Annotated in this window: 20 protein-coding genes; 10 read left to right on the top strand and 10 right to left on the bottom strand. The window is 65.8% G+C overall.

The window, feature by feature from the left end; translation table 11 throughout:
* The 4 genes from mtnA to KBY65_RS10640 form a co-directional block, all read right to left on the bottom strand.
* A complete protein-coding gene (gene mtnA / locus KBY65_RS10655; RefSeq protein ID WP_255001575.1) occupies positions 1 to 1,113 on the bottom strand; it encodes an S-methyl-5-thioribose-1-phosphate isomerase in 1,113 nt (370 codons plus the stop codon).
* A gap of 211 nt (positions 1,114 to 1,324) precedes the next feature.
* On the bottom strand, positions 1,325 to 1,708 hold the full coding sequence (locus tag KBY65_RS10650; RefSeq protein ID WP_255001574.1) for a HEPN domain-containing protein: 384 nt from the start codon (positions 1,706 to 1,708) through the stop codon (positions 1,325 to 1,327).
* Positions 1,701 to 2,045 (bottom strand): nucleotidyltransferase domain-containing protein, encoded by a 345-nt coding sequence (locus tag KBY65_RS10645; RefSeq protein WP_094561133.1) that lies wholly within the window; start codon positions 2,043 to 2,045, stop codon positions 1,701 to 1,703. Before KBY65_RS10645 ends, KBY65_RS10650 begins: the two co-directional genes overlap by 8 nt.
* A 37-nt stretch (positions 2,046 to 2,082) precedes the next feature.
* Complete coding sequence (locus tag KBY65_RS10640) at positions 2,083 to 2,625, bottom strand: DUF1543 domain-containing protein (RefSeq protein ID WP_255001573.1); 543 nt, start codon at positions 2,623 to 2,625, stop codon at positions 2,083 to 2,085.
* 35 nt (positions 2,626 to 2,660) lie between these two features.
* Between KBY65_RS10640 and KBY65_RS10635 the strand changes: the two genes are divergently transcribed.
* Positions 2,661 to 3,362, top strand: coding sequence for a class I SAM-dependent methyltransferase (locus tag KBY65_RS10635; protein ID WP_094561130.1), 702 nt, complete (start codon positions 2,661 to 2,663; stop codon positions 3,360 to 3,362).
* Here the strand turns inward: KBY65_RS10635 and KBY65_RS10630 are convergent, their stop codons facing one another.
* The 5 genes from KBY65_RS10630 to KBY65_RS10610 form a co-directional block, all read right to left on the bottom strand.
* Complete coding sequence (locus KBY65_RS10630) at positions 3,363 to 4,661, bottom strand: SufS family cysteine desulfurase (RefSeq protein ID WP_255001572.1); 1,299 nt, start codon at positions 4,659 to 4,661, stop codon at positions 3,363 to 3,365.
* Positions 4,658 to 5,770: a SufD family Fe-S cluster assembly protein gene (locus tag KBY65_RS10625; RefSeq protein ID WP_094561126.1), complete on the bottom strand. Its 1,113-nt coding sequence runs from the start codon at positions 5,768 to 5,770 to the stop codon at positions 4,658 to 4,660. Before KBY65_RS10625 ends, KBY65_RS10630 begins: the two co-directional genes overlap by 4 nt.
* On the bottom strand, positions 5,770 to 6,573 hold the full coding sequence (gene sufC / locus KBY65_RS10620; RefSeq protein WP_094561124.1) for a Fe-S cluster assembly ATPase SufC: 804 nt from the start codon (positions 6,571 to 6,573) through the stop codon (positions 5,770 to 5,772). Before sufC ends, KBY65_RS10625 begins: the two co-directional genes overlap by 1 nt.
* 77 nt (positions 6,574 to 6,650) lie before the next feature.
* Entirely contained in the window at positions 6,651 to 8,090 is a 1,440-nt protein-coding gene (gene sufB, locus KBY65_RS10615; RefSeq protein WP_094561122.1) for a Fe-S cluster assembly protein SufB, read from the bottom strand.
* A gap of 15 nt (positions 8,091 to 8,105) precedes the next feature.
* Positions 8,106 to 8,459 (bottom strand): ferredoxin-thioredoxin reductase catalytic domain-containing protein, encoded by a 354-nt coding sequence (locus KBY65_RS10610; protein ID WP_094561120.1) that lies wholly within the window; start codon positions 8,457 to 8,459, stop codon positions 8,106 to 8,108.
* A 222-nt stretch (positions 8,460 to 8,681) separates the two neighbouring features.
* On the opposite strand from KBY65_RS10610, the gene sufR reads away from it, so the two are divergent.
* Positions 8,682 to 9,353 (top strand): iron-sulfur cluster biosynthesis transcriptional regulator SufR, encoded by a 672-nt coding sequence (gene sufR / locus KBY65_RS10605; protein WP_255001571.1) that lies wholly within the window; start codon positions 8,682 to 8,684, stop codon positions 9,351 to 9,353.
* Complete coding sequence (locus KBY65_RS10600; protein WP_233128655.1) at positions 9,343 to 9,756, top strand: hypothetical protein; 414 nt, start codon at positions 9,343 to 9,345, stop codon at positions 9,754 to 9,756. Before sufR ends, KBY65_RS10600 begins: the two co-directional genes overlap by 11 nt.
* Here the strand turns inward: KBY65_RS10600 and KBY65_RS10595 are convergent.
* Positions 9,753 to 10,634, bottom strand: coding sequence for an EamA family transporter (locus tag KBY65_RS10595; protein ID WP_255001570.1), 882 nt, complete (start codon positions 10,632 to 10,634; stop codon positions 9,753 to 9,755). The two genes, KBY65_RS10600 and KBY65_RS10595, sit on opposite strands and share 4 nt — an antisense overlap.
* Before the next feature lie 50 nt (positions 10,635 to 10,684).
* On the opposite strand from KBY65_RS10595, the gene KBY65_RS10590 reads away from it, so the two are divergent.
* The 7 genes from KBY65_RS10590 (at position 10,685) to KBY65_RS10560 (ending at position 15,834) form a co-directional block, all read left to right on the top strand.
* Entirely contained in the window at positions 10,685 to 11,302 is a 618-nt protein-coding gene (locus KBY65_RS10590) for a phycobiliprotein lyase (protein ID WP_254988548.1), read from the top strand.
* A 91-nt stretch (positions 11,303 to 11,393) separates the two neighbouring features.
* Positions 11,394 to 12,155: a phycobilisome rod-core linker polypeptide gene (locus tag KBY65_RS10585; RefSeq protein ID WP_094561114.1), complete on the top strand. Its 762-nt coding sequence runs from the start codon at positions 11,394 to 11,396 to the stop codon at positions 12,153 to 12,155.
* Positions 12,156 to 12,319: 164 nt separating this feature from the next.
* Positions 12,320 to 13,390: a DUF4912 domain-containing protein gene (locus KBY65_RS10580; RefSeq protein ID WP_255001569.1), complete on the top strand. Its 1,071-nt coding sequence runs from the start codon at positions 12,320 to 12,322 to the stop codon at positions 13,388 to 13,390.
* Positions 13,391 to 13,419: 29 nt separating this feature from the next.
* Positions 13,420 to 13,581, top strand: coding sequence for a hypothetical protein (locus KBY65_RS10575; protein ID WP_315859744.1), 162 nt, complete (start codon positions 13,420 to 13,422; stop codon positions 13,579 to 13,581).
* A gap of 142 nt (positions 13,582 to 13,723) precedes the next feature.
* A complete protein-coding gene (locus KBY65_RS10570) occupies positions 13,724 to 15,040 on the top strand; it encodes a phospholipase D-like domain-containing protein (RefSeq protein WP_255001568.1) in 1,317 nt (438 codons plus the stop codon).
* A 123-nt stretch (positions 15,041 to 15,163) separates the two neighbouring features.
* Positions 15,164 to 15,544 carry a hypothetical protein gene (locus tag KBY65_RS10565; RefSeq protein ID WP_255001567.1) on the top strand — a complete coding sequence of 127 codons (381 nt, stop codon included), beginning with the start codon at positions 15,164 to 15,166 and terminating at the stop codon, positions 15,542 to 15,544.
* 47 nt (positions 15,545 to 15,591) lie between these two features.
* The gene (locus KBY65_RS10560; RefSeq protein WP_255001566.1) at positions 15,592 to 15,834 is read left to right on the top strand and encodes a hypothetical protein; all 243 of its coding nucleotides are present in this window, start codon (positions 15,592 to 15,594) and stop codon (positions 15,832 to 15,834) included.
* Position 15,835 lies beyond the last annotated feature (1 nt).

Here is a 15,835-nt window from a genome sequence, read left to right as displayed (position 1 = left end):
TCAGCCACGGCCGTAGAGCTCCCGTAGCCCCGCCTCACTGGCCTCGGCCACACCCCGCTCGGTGATCAGGCCTGTCACCAACCGAGCGGGGGTCACATCGAAAGCCGGGTTGAAGCCAGGGCTGCCATTGGGGCTCAGCTGCACCTGGGCGATCTCCCCGGCGGCGGAGCCGGTGCTGATGCGGCCCTGGATCTGGGTCACCTCCTCGGCGTTGCGGGCCTCGATCGGGATCTCGGCCACGCCGTCATCGATCGTCCAGTCGATGGTGGAGGCGGGCAGGGCAACGTAGAAGGGCACGCCGTTGTCGCGGGCGGCGAGGGCCTTGAGGTAGGTGCCGATCTTGTTGCACACGTCACCGCGGCGGGTGGTGCGGTCGGTGCCGACGATCACCGCATCCACCAGGCCGTGCTGCATCAGGTGGCCGCCGGCGTTGTCGACGATCACGGTGTGGGGCACACCCTCCTTGCCCAGCTCATAGGCGGTGAGGCTGGCTCCCTGGTTGCGGGGGCGGGTTTCATCGACCCACACGTGGATGGGCAGCCCGGCGCGGTGGGCCTTGTAGATGGGGGCCAGGGCCGTGCCCCAGTCGACGGTGGCCAGCCAGCCGGCGTTGCAGTGGGTGAGCACCTGAAGCGTGGCGCCGGGCTTGCGGGCCGCCAGCTGCTGGAAGAGCGCCAAGCCGTGATCGCCGATGGCCTCGCACATCGCCACGTCTTCATCGGCGATCGCCGCGGCCTCCGCCTTGGCCGCCTCGGCCCGCTCGGCCGGCGGCAATGGCTGCACCTTGGCCCGCACCCGCTCCAACGCCCAGCGCAGGTTGATCGCCGTGGGCCGCGTGGCATTGAGCTGCTCAAACGCCGCCGCCAGCGCGGCGTCGCTCGGATCCAGCTGCAGGGCCAGCATCAACCCGTAGGCACCAGTCACGCCAATAAGAGGCGCCCCACGCACCACCATCGTGCGGATCGCCTCGGCCGCCTCCTGGCAGCTGCGCAGGCTGCGCGTTGTAAATTGGTGCGGCAGCAGCGTCTGATCGATCACGCCCACCGCGTCGCCCCCTGGGCCGCCATCAGGCTCAAGCCAGATCGTGCGCCAGGGCTTGCCATCGATGTTCATGGGGCGCGTGTGCCAGGTGATCTGATCATCCCTGGAGAAGCGCAGGCGGCCCAACACGATCCAAGGTTGAAGCCTCTGGAAATCTGTACAATTTGCACAGATTTCCAGAGCGTGCTGCACACACCCAGGCGCCCCCATACCGCCCGCTCAAATCAGCTGATAGCCAAACCAATCCGGCACCTGGCTCTGACTGAGACCCTCGGGGTGGGGCTCAGGACACGGAGCAGCGACCCTTGATCTCCTCCAGAAGACGCTCCACCAGGGCAAAGCACACCGACCAATCCAGCTCTTCAATCACCAATTCATCGTCGTAGCGCAGCTGCACCGCAAAGAAATTCAACTCGGTGAGCCCCTCGTAAGCGGCCGGTGTCTCGCCCAACTCCTGCAAAAGATTCAGCAGAGCACCCAGATCGTGGGTGAAGGGAGCCACTCCGCCAGCAGCTTGGATCCAGGCCTTCAAAGCCTTTTCCGCTGCCTGCTGGAGCAGAAAACCAATGCTGCTACTGCGGAATCCAGAAAGCTCCCGCATCCGCCGAGCCTCCTGCAGGTCGGCCCGCGCGATGCGCCAGTAGCGGCTGGCATCGGCGTCAGCCATTCAGCAAAATTCCCTCGCGGCAAGCCACCGTGCTCACCGCTTGGTGACAGGAGCGGCGGGCCTCCACCTCACTCTGGGAATAGAGCAACAGATCGAGGGGCAGGCGATAGCTGGAGAGCTGCCGGCTCAACCGACCGAGCACCTGCAGCCGATTGTGCTGCGCCAACCAGGCATCCGGCACGGTGATCAACAGGTCGGCATCGGAATCAGGGCGCGCCTGACCACGAGCCCGAGAGCCAAACAGACGCACCTCCGCCTGGGGGATTTCAGCTCGAATGGCCAAAGCGATCGATGCAATCCGCGGATCCACGCTCGATGTGACGGTGCCGACTGCCATCTGAACAGTCTGAGGCAAAAGGACAGCTGCAGCCAACTCAGATCGGCCGGTAGCCAAACCAATCCGGAACCTGGCTCTGGCTGAGGCCCTCGGGGTGGGGCTCCAGCTGCACGTGCCAGCGCTCACCCCCCAGCAGCTCCAGCTGCTCGATCGCCAGGCAATCGTCCACCGCGGCCAGATCGTCCTTGTGCTGCTGCAGCGCGCCCCGCAGCCATTGCCGCTTGGCCGCCGCCTTGGCCGCCAGGAGCGAACGGGCCACCACCAGGCCGAAGTGGTGCAGCTCGGCGAGGCAATCGGGGCGGTAGGCGCCCAGGTTCACAAACCAGAGCCGCTCGAGCCGGGGCGCGGGCGGCTCGCGCCCCAGACGCACCGCCCAGCCATCCACCGCCCGCACCGCCAGATACGCATCGAGGTGCAGGCCCTCACGCCTCCCGAACCACTGCCGCCGCAGCTCCGGCATCGCCGCCTCAATCGTGGCCCCTGCCACAAAGCGCACGTCGTGGAGCTCGATGTGGCAGCCAGGCGCGCGGCCGCCCAACACCACCATCCACAGCTGCGGGATCACCGGGTTATTCGCCATCCATCTCGGGCCCGGGGCTCGATCAGGATGGCGCCATGGACTTCTTTTCGCAGCAGTGGGCCACCTACCGGGCGGTGGTGAGCCACGACCTGATGGAGCACCGGGCCGTGGCGCACGCCACAGCCAACGCCCTCGAGGGCTGGCTGGCCCAGCGTCCCGTCGCTGCGCCCCCGCCGGCGATGGTGGATCTGGGCTGCGGCGATCTGGCCCAGCTGGCGCCCGTGCTCAGGCGCCTGCCCCTGGGCGGCTACACCGGCCTGGATCTCACCGCCGCCGTGCTGCCCCTGGCCGAGACGGCCCTGGGCCCCATGCCCTATCCCTGCGCCTGGCAGGAGGGCAACCTGCTGGCCTGGAGCCAATCGGAGGCTCCTCCAGTCGACATCCTTCATTCGGCCTTTGCCATCCATCACCTCAGCGACGCCGAGAAGACCACGTTTCTGCAGGGGGCACGCCAGCGCATCGCCGCCGATGGGCTGCTGCTCTGGGCTGATGTGTTCCGCGAGCCGGGCGAAACCCTGGAGGCCTACCAGCAGCGCTACAGCGCGCGGATCCGACAGGGCTGGGCGGCGCTAACCGCGGAGCAGCAGAGCCAGGTAATCGAGCACCTCAGCAGCTTCGACATCCCGGCCGAGCGGGGCGCCATCGAAACGGTGGCCCAGGAGACAGGCTGGCAGTGGCAGTGGGCCTGGCAGGGCCAGCACCGGGCCGAAGCCCTGGCGGTGCTGACGCCGCTCTAATTAGCTGTGCTCGCGCAGAAAGGCGATCGTGCCTTCGAGCTCCTCGGCGAAACGGTCGATCTCCTCGGGGGTGGTGGTGAAGCTGAGGCTGGCGCGAGCCGAGCCGGGGATGCCGTAGAGCCGGTGCAGGGGCTGGGTGCAGTGGTGGCCGCTGCGGATGCAGATGCCGGCTGAATCCAGCAGGGCGGCGATGTCGTTGGCATGCAACCCATCCACCGTGAAGGCCGCCAGTGCGCCGCGATCAGGCTGCTGCTCCGGCGAAGGACCCAGGATCCGCACCCCCTCGATCGCCCGCAGCCGATCGAACAGCTGGCGGGTGAGCACCTGCTCCCAGGCGTGGATGCGCGCCAAGCCCAGGCCGTTGAGGTAGTCGAGGGCGGCGCCCATGCCGATCGCTTCACCGATGGCCGGCGTGCCCGCCTCAAACTTGTGGGGCAGCTCCGCCCAGCTGCTGTGATCGAGATACACGTCTTGGATCATCTCGCCGCCGCCCAGGAAGGGCGGCATCCCCTCGAGCAACGCCTCCCGGGCCCAGAGGAACCCCATGCCCGTGGGGCCGCAGAGCTTGTGGGAGCTGGCGACCAAAAAATCGCAGCCCAGCTGGGCCACATTCACCGGCAGGTGGGGCAGGCTCTGGCAGGCATCCACCAGCACCAGGGCGCCGGCGGCGTGGGCCAGGGTCACCACCTGCTCGATTGGATTGAGGCAGCCGAGGGTGTTGCTCACCTGCACCAGGCTCACCAACTTGGTGCGCTCGCTGATCTGGCGGCGCAGATCCTCCAGATCCAGCTCGCCGCTCGCAGTAAGCCCCGCGTGACGGAGCACGCAGCCGGTGCGCGCCGCCAGCAGCTGCCAGGGCACCAGGTTGGAGTGGTGCTCCATCACCGTGAGCAGCACCTCATCACCGGGGCCGAGGTTGGCCTCACCCCAGCTTCGGGCCACCAGGTTGATCGCCTCACTGGCGTTGCGGGTGAACACGATCTCCCGCGGGCTGGCCGCCCCCACAAACGCGGCCGCCTTGGCGCGGGCACCCTCGAAGCCCTCGGTGGCCCGGGCGCTGAGCTGGTGGGCGCCGCGGTGCACGTTGGCGTTGTCGTGGTCGTAGTAGTGCTGCAGGGCTGCCAGCACCTGACGGGGCTTCTGGCTGGTGGCGGCGTGATCCAGGTAGATCAGCGGCTGGCCCAGGCAGGCCGTTTGCGCCAGCAGGGGAAAGTCGGGCCGGGTGAGGGCCGCGAGGTTGCCGGCAGATGGGTTGGACGGGTGCAGGTCGGATTGCACCGGGGAGGCGGTCATGGTCATGGACGCTCCCGAAGCAGCAGCTGCAGGGGATTCAGGGCCGCCGCAGCCGCCGGCAGCTCCCGCAGCACCTCCTCGCAGTAGCCCCGCAGCAGCAGTTTGGAGGCCTGATCGGCGCCGATGCCACGGCTCTGCAGATAGAAAAGCTCGTTCTGCTGCAGCCGGCTCACGGTGGCACCGTGGGCGCACTTCACGTCGTCGGCAACGATTTCCAGCTCGGGCTTGGTGTCCACCCGGGCCCGATCCGAGAGCAGCAGGGTGCGGCTGAGCTGGGCGGCGTTGGTCTGCTGGGCCTTGCGGGGCACCTGGACAGCGCCATTGAACACGCTGCGTCCAGCCCCATCGGCCACCACCTTGTGGAGCTGGTCGAGCTCGCCATCGGGACCCTCAAATCGCACGTGGCTGTGGGTGTCCGCCAGGTCTTGGCCGTCCACCAGCTGCAGGGCCCGCAGACGGGTGTGGGCTGCCCCTGCCACCTGACAGATGCGAGGCTCCAGGCGGCTCAGGGCCCAACCGCCCACGGCCGTGGTGAGCTGCAGGGCACTGGCAGGAGCCTGGCTGATGGCCAGATGACTGAGCAAGCTGGCGCGGCAATCGCCCGGGGCCAGCACCCCCAGATGCAGCCGGGCGCCATGGCCGAGTTGGGCCACGGTCAGCTGGCTGGTGGCATTGGCAGCATTGGAGCTGTGGTGTTGCAGCAGCTCCAGGCTGGCCCCGTCCTCCAGGATCAGCAGCAGTTGCAGGGCCAACAGGCCCGGAGCAGTTCCGGCATCGATGCTGAGCTGCAACGGCCCCGCCGCCCCGCTCACCCGCAACGCCAGGCAACGGGGCGAAGCGCCCTGATTGAGTTGCACCGGCCAAGCAGCTGAGCTGCCGGTGGCTTGCAGCACCTGGCTGCGCAGCTGCTGCGCTTCAGAGGGCTCGAGGCGAGTGATCCCATCGGGGAGCGCAGCAAGGGCAAAGGGATCCGGGCCAGTCCAGGGCTCTGGAGCCACGCTTTGCAGCGGCGCCAGATCGGTGAAGCGCCAATCCTCATGGCGGCGACCCGGCAGCGGTGAACCGGCCAATGCGGCCAACCACTCAGCGGTTGCCGGTAGCGCAACGGCAGGCATCAGGCCACCTCCACCGTCTCGGGCTCCAGGCGGGCGAGTTCCAGGTCCACCCAGTCGTACCCGGTGCGCTCCAACTCCAGCGCCAGCTCCTTGCCACCCGTGCGCAGGATCCGGCCAGCAGCCATCACATGCACGTAGTCGGGGGTGATCAGATCCAGAAGCCTTTGGTAGTGGGTGATCAGCAGGGTGGCGTTTTCGGGGCCGGCCAGTTGGTTGACACCATCGGCAACGATGCGCAGCGCGTCGATGTCGAGACCGGAATCGGTCTCATCGAGGATGGCCACCAGGGGCTCCAACAGGGCCATTTGCAGGATCTCGTTGCGCTTCTTCTCGCCGCCAGAAAAGCCTTCGTTGACACTGCGCCCGAGGAAGGCCGGATCCATCTGCACCACCTTGAGCCGCTCGTGCACCAGGTCCTCAAAGGCGAAGGTATCGAGCTCCTCATCACCCCGCTCGGCGCGGCGGGAATTGGTGGCCACCCGCAGAAATTCCAGATTGCTGACTCCAGGAATCTCCACCGGATACTGAAACCCCAGGAACAGACCGATCCGGGCCCGCTGCTCGGGATCCAGCTCGAGCAGATCGGCCCCGCGGTAGTTCACCGATCCAGCCGTGACGGTGTAGGCGGGATGGCCGGCCAGCACCTTGGACAGGGTGCTCTTGCCACTGCCGTTGCGCCCCATCACGGCATGGATTTCACCAGCCCGGATCGACAGATTGACCCCCTTGAGGATGGGCTGATCCTCCACAGAAGCGTGGAGATCGCAAATGTCCAGCAAAAGTGGGGCGTCGGGGCGAATCACAGCAGAAAAATCAAATGGAAAAGATCGGAAGCGGACTCAAAACAGCTAAGTAGAACAAATTAGGGGATTCTGGCTAGTCACCCCACCGATCCCTCGAGTTTGAGAGCCAGCAACTTGTCGGCTTCGGCGGCAAACTCCATCGGCAGCTGATTGAACACATCGCGGCAGAAGCCGCTCACCATCATCGAAACCGCTTCTTCAAAGCCGATCCCCCGGCTTTGGAGATAGAAAAGCTGATCGGCGGAGATGCGGCAGGTGCTGGCCTCATGCTCAACCACCGCATCGGGTTGCTGGGAGCGGATGTAGGGGTAGGTGTTGGCGGCCGCCTGATCGCCGATCAGCATCGAGTCGCACTGGCTGTAATTCTTCGCTCCCAGAGCCTTTGGGCCAATCTGCACCAAGCCGCGATAGCTGTTGGAGGAGTGGCCAGCGCTGATTCCCTTGCTCACGATCGTGGAGCGGGTGCGGGGCCCCACATGAATCATTTTGGTGCCGGTATCCGCCTGCTGATGATTGTTGGTGAGGGCGACGGAATAAAACTCGCCCACCGAATCAGCACCCTGCAGTACACAGCTGGGATACTTCCAGGTAATGGCTGAACCCGTTTCCACCTGGGTCCAGCTGATGCGGCTGCGCGCACCGCGGCACTGACCACGCTTGGTCACGAAGTTGTAGATACCACCCACACCATTTTCATCACCGGCATACCAGTTCTGCACGGTCGAATACTTGATAGAAGCATCATCCAGTACCACCAACTCCACCACGGCGGCATGGAGCTGATTGGTATCAAACATGGGAGCGGTGCAACCTTCGAGGTAGCTCACCGAGGCCCCCTCTTCAGCCACGATCAATGTGCGCTCAAACTGACCCGTGTCAGCGGAGTTGATGCGGAAATAGGTTGAAAGCTCCATCGGGCACTCGACGCCCTTCGGAATAAACACGAAGGACCCATCACTGAAGACAGCGGAATTGAGGGCCGCAAAGTAGTTGTCATTGCTGGGCACTACCGTACCCAGATAGGCCTCGATCAGCTCAGGATGCTCCTTCACAGCTTCGCTGATGGAGCAAAAGATCACCCCATGCTCCGCCAGCTTCTCCTTGTAGGTGGTGGCGATCGAGACGCTATCGAACACCGCGTCAACAGCCACGTTGGAGAGACGCTTCTGCTCGCTCAGTGGGATCCCGAGCTTATCAAAGGTTTCCAGCAGTTTGGGATCCACCTCATCGAGGCTTGCCTTTTTCTCCTGTTGCTTGGGAGCCGCGTAATAGATGATATTCTGATAGTCAATCGGCGGATATCCCAAAGCCGCCCAATCGGGCTCGGCCGTCTGCAGCCACTGGCGATAGGCCCGCAGCCGAAATTGCAACAGAAAATCAGGCTCGTCTTTTTTCGACGAGATCAGCCGCACCACGTCCTCACTGAGGCCCTTGGCGATCTTTTCAGTTTCAATGTCTGTCACGAAGCCGTGTTTATACGGCTGCGAAACAAGATCGCCAACGGTTGCGGTACTCATGGCAATTCAGCCGAATCAGCCGGCAGTAAGGGCTTTCACGTCGTCAAGAGAAATCGTCTGCTGCTCACCGCGGAACGGATTGTCTTCTGTGAGAAACAGCATGCAGTGGCACTCCTTGCGCTCCCGCATCGGCACACAGGGGCAGTTCCAAAAGGCCTGGGAGACCTCGGCTTCTTTGTCTTCGTAGTGACGGCAGGGGCAGAGAGCCCCACCGAGCTCGTCCTTGTGCTTGGCGAGGCCTGCCAGCACGACCGCGGTGACACCGGGATCGCTGCAGAAATAGGTGCCCGTGCGCTGAGCGTAAGTTTCGGCAAACTTCCCAATCACCTCGAGGCTGTCGGAGGTCGGGCTGGCCGCGGCGTCGGACATGGCTCGGAGGGGGTGATGGTCAGATCGCACTGGAAGGAACAGGACCGCGCAGTGCAACGGCCAGGATCACGGAATCCCAGTTACGAAACTTTTTGGTTTCGTTTCCTATCGAGCTTAGAGCACCAGCGATGGGCCTTGGGGCTCGACCAGAAACCTCATTGTGCCGGGCCGACCCCCAACCGCCGGCCAGGCGTGGCATCGTGATGAAGTTCGGCGTCGGCCATGAGCGCCACACCCCAGATCTCCCGCCAACATGCCGACCCGGCGTCCACCCGGGAAGCGGTGTTCGGCCTGTTGTTGCGGCAGGGCGAGGCGACCGCCGGCGAATTGGCTGAACACCAGTCGGTGTCAGTTCAGGTGATGCGCCGCCATCTGCGCAGCCTGGAAGATGAAGGTTTTGTGGAAGCCAGTCCGGCTTCCGAGGGTCCCGGTCGACCCAGCAATCGCTGGCGCCTTACGGCCAAGGGACAGGGGCACTTTCCCGATGGCAGCGATCACTTCGCCCTGGGCCTGCTGCAGTCGTTGGCCGGCAGCCTGTCCTCCGAAACCCTGCAGGAGCTCCTCAATCAGCAGGCTCTCCAGCAAGCGGGCGTGTATCGGGGCCAAATCGGCGAAGGGGAGCTGCAACAACGGCTCGAGCGGCTGGTGGAACTGCGCCGTCAGGCGGGATACATGGCCGAATGCGCCCAGGATCCCGACGACGACCAGGCCTGGGTGGTCAGCGAATTCCACTGCTCGGTGATGCGCATTGCCGAGCAGTTCCCCTGCGTTTGCGATCAAGAGCTGCAACTGATCCGCCACACCTTTCCCGATTGCCAGGTGGAGCGGGTCCAATGGCGCCTGGAAAAGGGCCACTCCTGCGGCTTCCGCCTCATTCAGGGCCGTGACGCCTGAGCCGGACGGGCCTGCCGCCAACAGCCCGCTGACCCTGGCCGAACTGGCGGAGCTAGAGGCCACCCTGCTGCCGGCACTCGAGCGTCACCACCTCAGGCTCCTGGCCCATGGCCTGCGCACGCTGCAGGCCATCTCCCGTTCAACGGCAGCATCCCTTGAGCCCGGCCCCCTGCCGGATCGTGCAGCTATCGGCGCCTGGGTGCGGCAACAACCCCCAATCGCCGACGACGCCGCATTCCAGGCGGCCTTGGTTGAGCAACTGGTGGCAACGGGCGGCCAACTGGAGCACGTCGCCGGCACGCTGGGCCGGGCGCCGCTGGCCCTGGAGCTGGCTGACCTGAGCACCTGGGCCACACGCCAGGCCGATCGACGCCTGGGCCAGGGCGAGACCAGCCGGGGCTAGGGCAGCGCCACCAGCACCACACCCAGCACCGCCAGCAGGGCGGCCAGCACCCCTGGTGCCCCGGGGCGATCCCCCTCCAGGGGCGCCAGGGGCACCGCCATTACCGGGGCGGTGGCCAGCAGGGCCACGGCCAGCCCGCCGGGAAGTCGGGCCAGGGCCAGCTGCTGCAGACCGATGCCCGCACTGGTGCCCAGCAGGGTGGCCGCCAGCACCAGGAGCCAACGCCGGCCCGGCGGCCTGGGTCGAGGCCGGCGCAGATGGGTCATCAGCCTGCCCAACAGGGGCAGCAGCACCAGCGTGGCGGCCAGCAGCCGCAGGGTGGCGGCATGCCAGGGATCGAGGCCCGATGTGCGCAGGGCGGCACGGGCCAACAGGGCACCAGCACCGCCACACAACAGGGCCGCCAGAGCCAGCACCACCCCCAGGCGCTGGTGAGCCTCCAGACCACCCCCCGCCTCGGCCATCGGCCGCTGCCGGGCCACCACCACCACCGCCAGGCTGATCAGGGCAATCCCCAGCCACTGGCGCGGCCCAGGCCACTCGGCCAGCAGCAGGCAACCGGCCGCGGCCGTCACCGCCGGCCCGCCGGCATCAAAGGTGAGGGTGCGGCGGGTGCCGAGCCGTCGCAAGGCGGCGAAGTAGAAGCTGTCCCCCAGGGCAATGCCCAGCACCCCGCTGAGCAGAAGCAGGCCGGTGGGCCCAAGCGGCAGGGCCTGGGCGCTCCCCAGCAGCAGCGGCAGCTGCAGCGCCAGGGCAATCAGATTTTTGAGCAGATTCAGCTCGGCCGGACCCAGCGACGTCGGCAGCCGACGCCACAAACCACTGGCCAGGGTCCAGCAGAGGGCGGCGGCCAGGGCAGCAGCCACACCGATCGCCACCGCCGCTCCCCACCACGCCTTGCGATCATCGCCACAGCCACTGCACCCCCGTGGACGACATCCGCCCCGCCTCGATCGCCGATGCCCTCAGCTTTTTCCGGCTGAGCTGCGGCCGCTGGCGCTCCCAGCGCAGCAGCCACCACCTGCTGCACCGGCGAGCTGAGGCGGGAGGCTCCTTCATTGAGGTGGTGGAAATCGCCGCAACCGACCCCCGCCTGATCGCCATCGCCGAGCTCCACGGCGAAAATCCCGCTGGCCTCGTTGGGGGCTGCCGGGTGACCTGGAACGCCTCAATGGCGTGGGATAAGGCAGGAGAAGCCCACGAGGGGGAAAGCGTTTTCGGCTTGATCCCCACCGATGAGCTCGGCCGGTCCGGTCTGCTGCTGCGCGACCGTGGTTACGCCGAAACCGCCCCCGTGGCAGGTCATTTCGCCATGGACGAGCGCGACGGTCTACTGCTCACCACCGGCTACGAAACCATGGCCAGCCTGGAGCGATTCAGCTTTGCCGGCCCCAATGTGCGTCTGCGCACCAGCACGGTGGAGGGCCTCTCCAATACGGCGTCCTTCTGCGTCGAGACACGGCTGCTAGACAGCCCGGAGCCTGGGGCCAAAACCCCTGCCCAAGAGCCCGTCTCCGAGCAGCCCCTGTCTCCCCTGGGATGGTGACGAACGTTACGGACTGTGAGCCCTGTCTCGGCCAGCCGAACCCGGCCGCGGCTGCACTTCTACGATCAGCAACGACGGATGATGAAGTTGTGTGGCCCTGCCCCTCCTGAAATACGCGCCCACTACCCAAAACTCGCGGGTTAACCCGCTGCGGGTGGGTTCGGATGAGGACCCCAAATCCATGTCCATGGACAGGGCTATGGATCCCAAAGACCTAAATCTGCTCATTGAGTCGTGTTATCGACAGATTTTCTTTTATGCCTTCAAGGTCGACCGCAACCTGACATTGGAGAGCCAGCTGCGCAACGGCCAAATGAGTGTGCGGGATTTCATTCGCTCCCTGTGTCTCTCAGACACCTTCACCCGCAGCTTCTACAACCTGAACAGCAACTATCGGGTGGTGCGCCACCTGGTGGAAAAGCTTCTGGGTCGCCCCACCCACGGCAGGTCTGAGGAGATCGCCTGGGCGGCCGTGCTGATGACCCGCGGGGTCAAGGGCATGGTTGACGACATCCTCAACGGCCAGGAATACCTGGACGCCTTCGGTTACGACACCGTTCCCTTCCACCGCAACCGCGTGGTGGGCTCCAGGGATCTGGGCGAAACCCCCTTCAACATCACCACTCCGCGATACGAGGCCTATTACCGGGGCATCTTGGGCTTCCCCCAAGTTGTGTACACCGGCACCGCCAAAACGATCCCCGCTCGCTCCCGTCAGCGCCGTGGGGGCTTCCCAGAGGACTACCTCCCCTGGGTGCGCAATCTGCCTGCCATGCGCAGCCAAGGCGGTGCATCTAGCAACACCAGCATGGACTACTTGGCCAAGGTGCCCTACCGCAGCATTGGACGTTGAGCTCAGCAACCAATCCATCAAGGGGCGGCCTACGGGCCGCCTTTTTTGTGCCCGTCAAACGCTGGCCCTGATGCACCAGCCGTCAGCATCCACTGACGGCTCAAGGCAAAAACAACCGGCAATGGGAGAGTTGACCACGCTGATCCCAAAAGAAATCTATCGCCGTGACCCAAGCCCTTACTTCGTTGGCACGCATGACCCTGCGGCAGCTTCGGCAGGTGGCCAGCGATCTTGGGGTGAGCTTGTACAGCCGCAAGTCGAAGGATGAGTTGCTGGCGGCCATCAACCGGCGACAGGACGACAGCCCCCGCACTCTCAAGGCGATCGAAGCGGAGTTGCCTCCGGCACCACGCCCTTCGGCGTCCAGCACCAGCGTGGTGTTCCTGCCCCGGGATCCCCAGTGGGCCTACGTGTTCTGGGAGATCTCTGAAGCTGATCGGGGCGAAGCGCTGGCCGCCGGGGCGTCCCAGTTGTGCCTGCGGGTGGCCGATGTCACCGGACTGGCGGGAGGCTCTGCCCACCCCCACACCCTGCAGGAGGTGGTGGTGGATAGCCATGCCACCGAATGGTATTTGCCGGTGCCCCTGAGCGATCGCGACTACCGGGTGGAACTGGGCTACCGCAAAGGCTCCGGCGGCGGCTGGATCTCGCTGGCCTTCTCGTCGGTGGCCCGGGTTCCGGCCCTGCACCCCAGTGAGCAGATCCTCGACCAGTTTGTGCCCTTCTCGCTCGACACCGCTCCGGCCACCCTGCCCACACCCATGGAACCGGCTGACGCCGGTCTGCATGAGCGCCTCTACCAAACGGCAACGGCCCGTTGGCGGCGCCTTGGCCGCGGTTCCGAGGCCTTCCACGAACTCGAACAAGCCGGTCTCGACACCAGCGAACTGAACGCCTCTGGGGCCGGAATCTGGGCTAGCGGTCGCAACGAATCCGGCATCGGCGGGGTGGCCTCACGGCAACGTTCTTTCTGGCTGGTGGCCGATGCCGAGCTGATCGTCTACGGCGCCACCGATCCAGCCGCGCGCCTCACCATCGGCGGCGAAGACGTGCCGCTCTCCGCCGATGGCACCTTCCGCGTGCAGGTGCCGTTCCGCGATGGTCAACAGCTCTATCCGATCGAGGCGGTGGCCGCAGACGGCGAGCAGAAGCGCAACATCACCCTCGAATTCAACCGCTCCACCCCGGAAGACAACAGCAACCCTGCCGACAAGGCCATCAGCGAATGGTTCTGAAACGCGCTGGATCTCTCAAACGAGCAACCGTGGCCCTCACCCCACTCGCTGGGGCCCTGGCCTTTCCGCTGATCGTGCCCGTGGTGTTGATGCGCGTGGGCCTTCCGGCCGCCATGCTCAGCGCCGTGCTGATCGGCACCGCCTGGTTTGTGCTAATGCTGCGCACGGCCGAGATGCCTGGCCACCACTGACCAGTAGCCCAGCCTCAACCAACCATTGGACAGTCGGTGGGAAGACTGAAGGCAGCCGCAGCAGGTCGCCATCACCCATACCGCTCGTCACCGCAACCCCCTGAGGCACCCGCTCGCCTGGGTCGGTGCCCTGGGTCTAGCCGTGGCCAGCTGCAGCGCCGAAGCCCAGCTGCTGGGGCAGCCGACCCCACAAAGGCCCCTGCCCGAGGGCATCGAGCTGGTCTTCAACCACAACGAAACCAGCCGCTACCGCAGCCCGATCAGTGGCCAGTGGCGCCAGGGGGACGATCTCGAAGCCTTTGTGCTGGCCAGCATCCGAGGCGCCAAAAGGGAAATCCTGGTGGCGGTGCAGGAGCTGTCGCTGCCGAAGGTGGCCGAAGCCCTGGCAGCGCGCCACCGCGATGGACTGACGGTGAAGGTGGTGCTGGAAAACACCTACAGCACCCCCTGGAGCCAGCAGCACCCTGCCGATCTGACCCCGCACCAGCGCAGCCGCCACGAGCAGCTCAAGGCCCTCGGCTGGGGGGATGCGGTGGCGATCCTGCAGCGGGCCGGGGTGCCCCTGATCGACGACACCGCCGACGGCAGCGCCGGCAGCGGCCTGATGCACCACAAGTTCATGGTGGTGGACCGGGCGGTGGTCGTGACCGGCTCGGCCAATTTCACCCCCTCCTGCATCCACGGCGACCCGGGAGCTGATCGCACCCGCGGCAACGTCAACCACCTGATGCGGCTCCACAGCCGCGAGCTAGCCCATACCTTTGTGAGCGAATTCGAGCGGATGTGGGGCGACGGCCCAGGGGGTTTACCCAACAGCCGCTTTGGGCTGGGCAAGGGCGGCGGAGCCGCCCAGCAGGTGCACGTGGGTCAAACGCCGGTGACGGTGCTGTTTGCACCCCATCGCCGCCGCGATCCCCACCAGGGCCTGCTGCTGCTGGAGGAGCTGCTCGCCGGCACCCACAAGCAGCTCGACATGGCCCTGTTCGTGTTCTCAGAGCAGAGCCTGGCCAATGCCATGGCCCAGCTGCAGGTGCGGGGGGTGACCATCCGGCTGCTGGCCGATCCCGGCTTCGCCAACCGCTCCTTCAGCGAAGTGCTGGATCTGCTCGGCACCCAGTTGCCCGACCACCGCTGCGGCTTGGAGGCCGCCAACCGCCCCTGGCAACGCCCCCTCGAGACGGTTGGCACGCCGCGGCTGGCCAGCGGCGACAAACTCCACCACAAGCTGGCCGTGATCGACAACCGCACCGTGATCACCGGCTCCTTCAACTGGAGCCCCAGCGCCGCTCACCGGAACGACGAAACCCTGCTGGTGTTTGACTCCCCCCTGCTAGCGGCCCACTTCAGCGCCGAGATCAACCGGCTCTGGAAAGGCGCCGAGCTGGGCATCACCGAGCGACTGGCGCGGAAACAGGAGCGGCAACGCAACCGCTGTGGCAGTGGGGTGCAGCGGAGGTGAGCCCTTTGGAGCACTGCGGCACCCCATTGACCAGCCACTACTGGTGGACGGCGGGGAAGCCCACTACACCACATCTAGGGATTCGCGCCTACCATCCAGCGGTCTGCAGGATCCAGAGGCCCCATGAAGACCCTGGTGAAGACCGGCGGCCTGGTGAAATCCCTGGCACACTCCCTGCTCCTACCGGCCGAGGACACCACCACCCCCGTGGCACCAGTGGTGTACACCACAGCGATCCGCAGCGAGGGGTGCCTCAGCGAATCCCTGGCCGGCATCACGGAGCTGGCCCACGAGCTGGGCTTCACCCATGCGCCTGAAACCATCTACGCCGCCGATGGCCTGAGCGCCGCCTTCCACGCCGATCACGGCGAGCGCGCAGTGAGCCTGGCGGTGGAATGCAACCCCCGGCAGCAGACCGTGTCTTTGGCGGTGAGCGGACTCGACAACCACGACGCCTTCGAAACCTTCCACCAGGTGTCCAAAACCCTGTTCGGCGACTGCTGAGCTGCGCCAGGGCTCCTACGCTGAATTCCTGTCTCCGCCCCAGGGCCATGGATTCGCTGCAGGCTTCCCGCACCACCTCCGCCACCCTGGATGCGATCCAGCTGATGCTGCGCGACCTCCACACCCGCCACGACGAGATCCGCCACCGTGCCGCGTTCCGGGGTTGCACCAGGGAGCTGCTGGCGGTGCAGCAGGAGCTGGTGAATTACCTGTTGGCCAAGAAGAGCCAGCTGATGGGGCATGTGGATCCGGTCAGCGGCGGCACCCGCAACTACAACTCCTTCGTTTGAG

Source organism: Cyanobium sp. Alchichica 3B3-8F6 (assembly GCF_024346435.1).
Lineage (GTDB): Bacteria > Cyanobacteriota > Cyanobacteriia > PCC-6307 > Cyanobiaceae > Cyanobium_A.
Note: the sequence above shows the minus strand (reverse complement) of the source record. Positions and strands in the feature narration are given on the sequence as shown.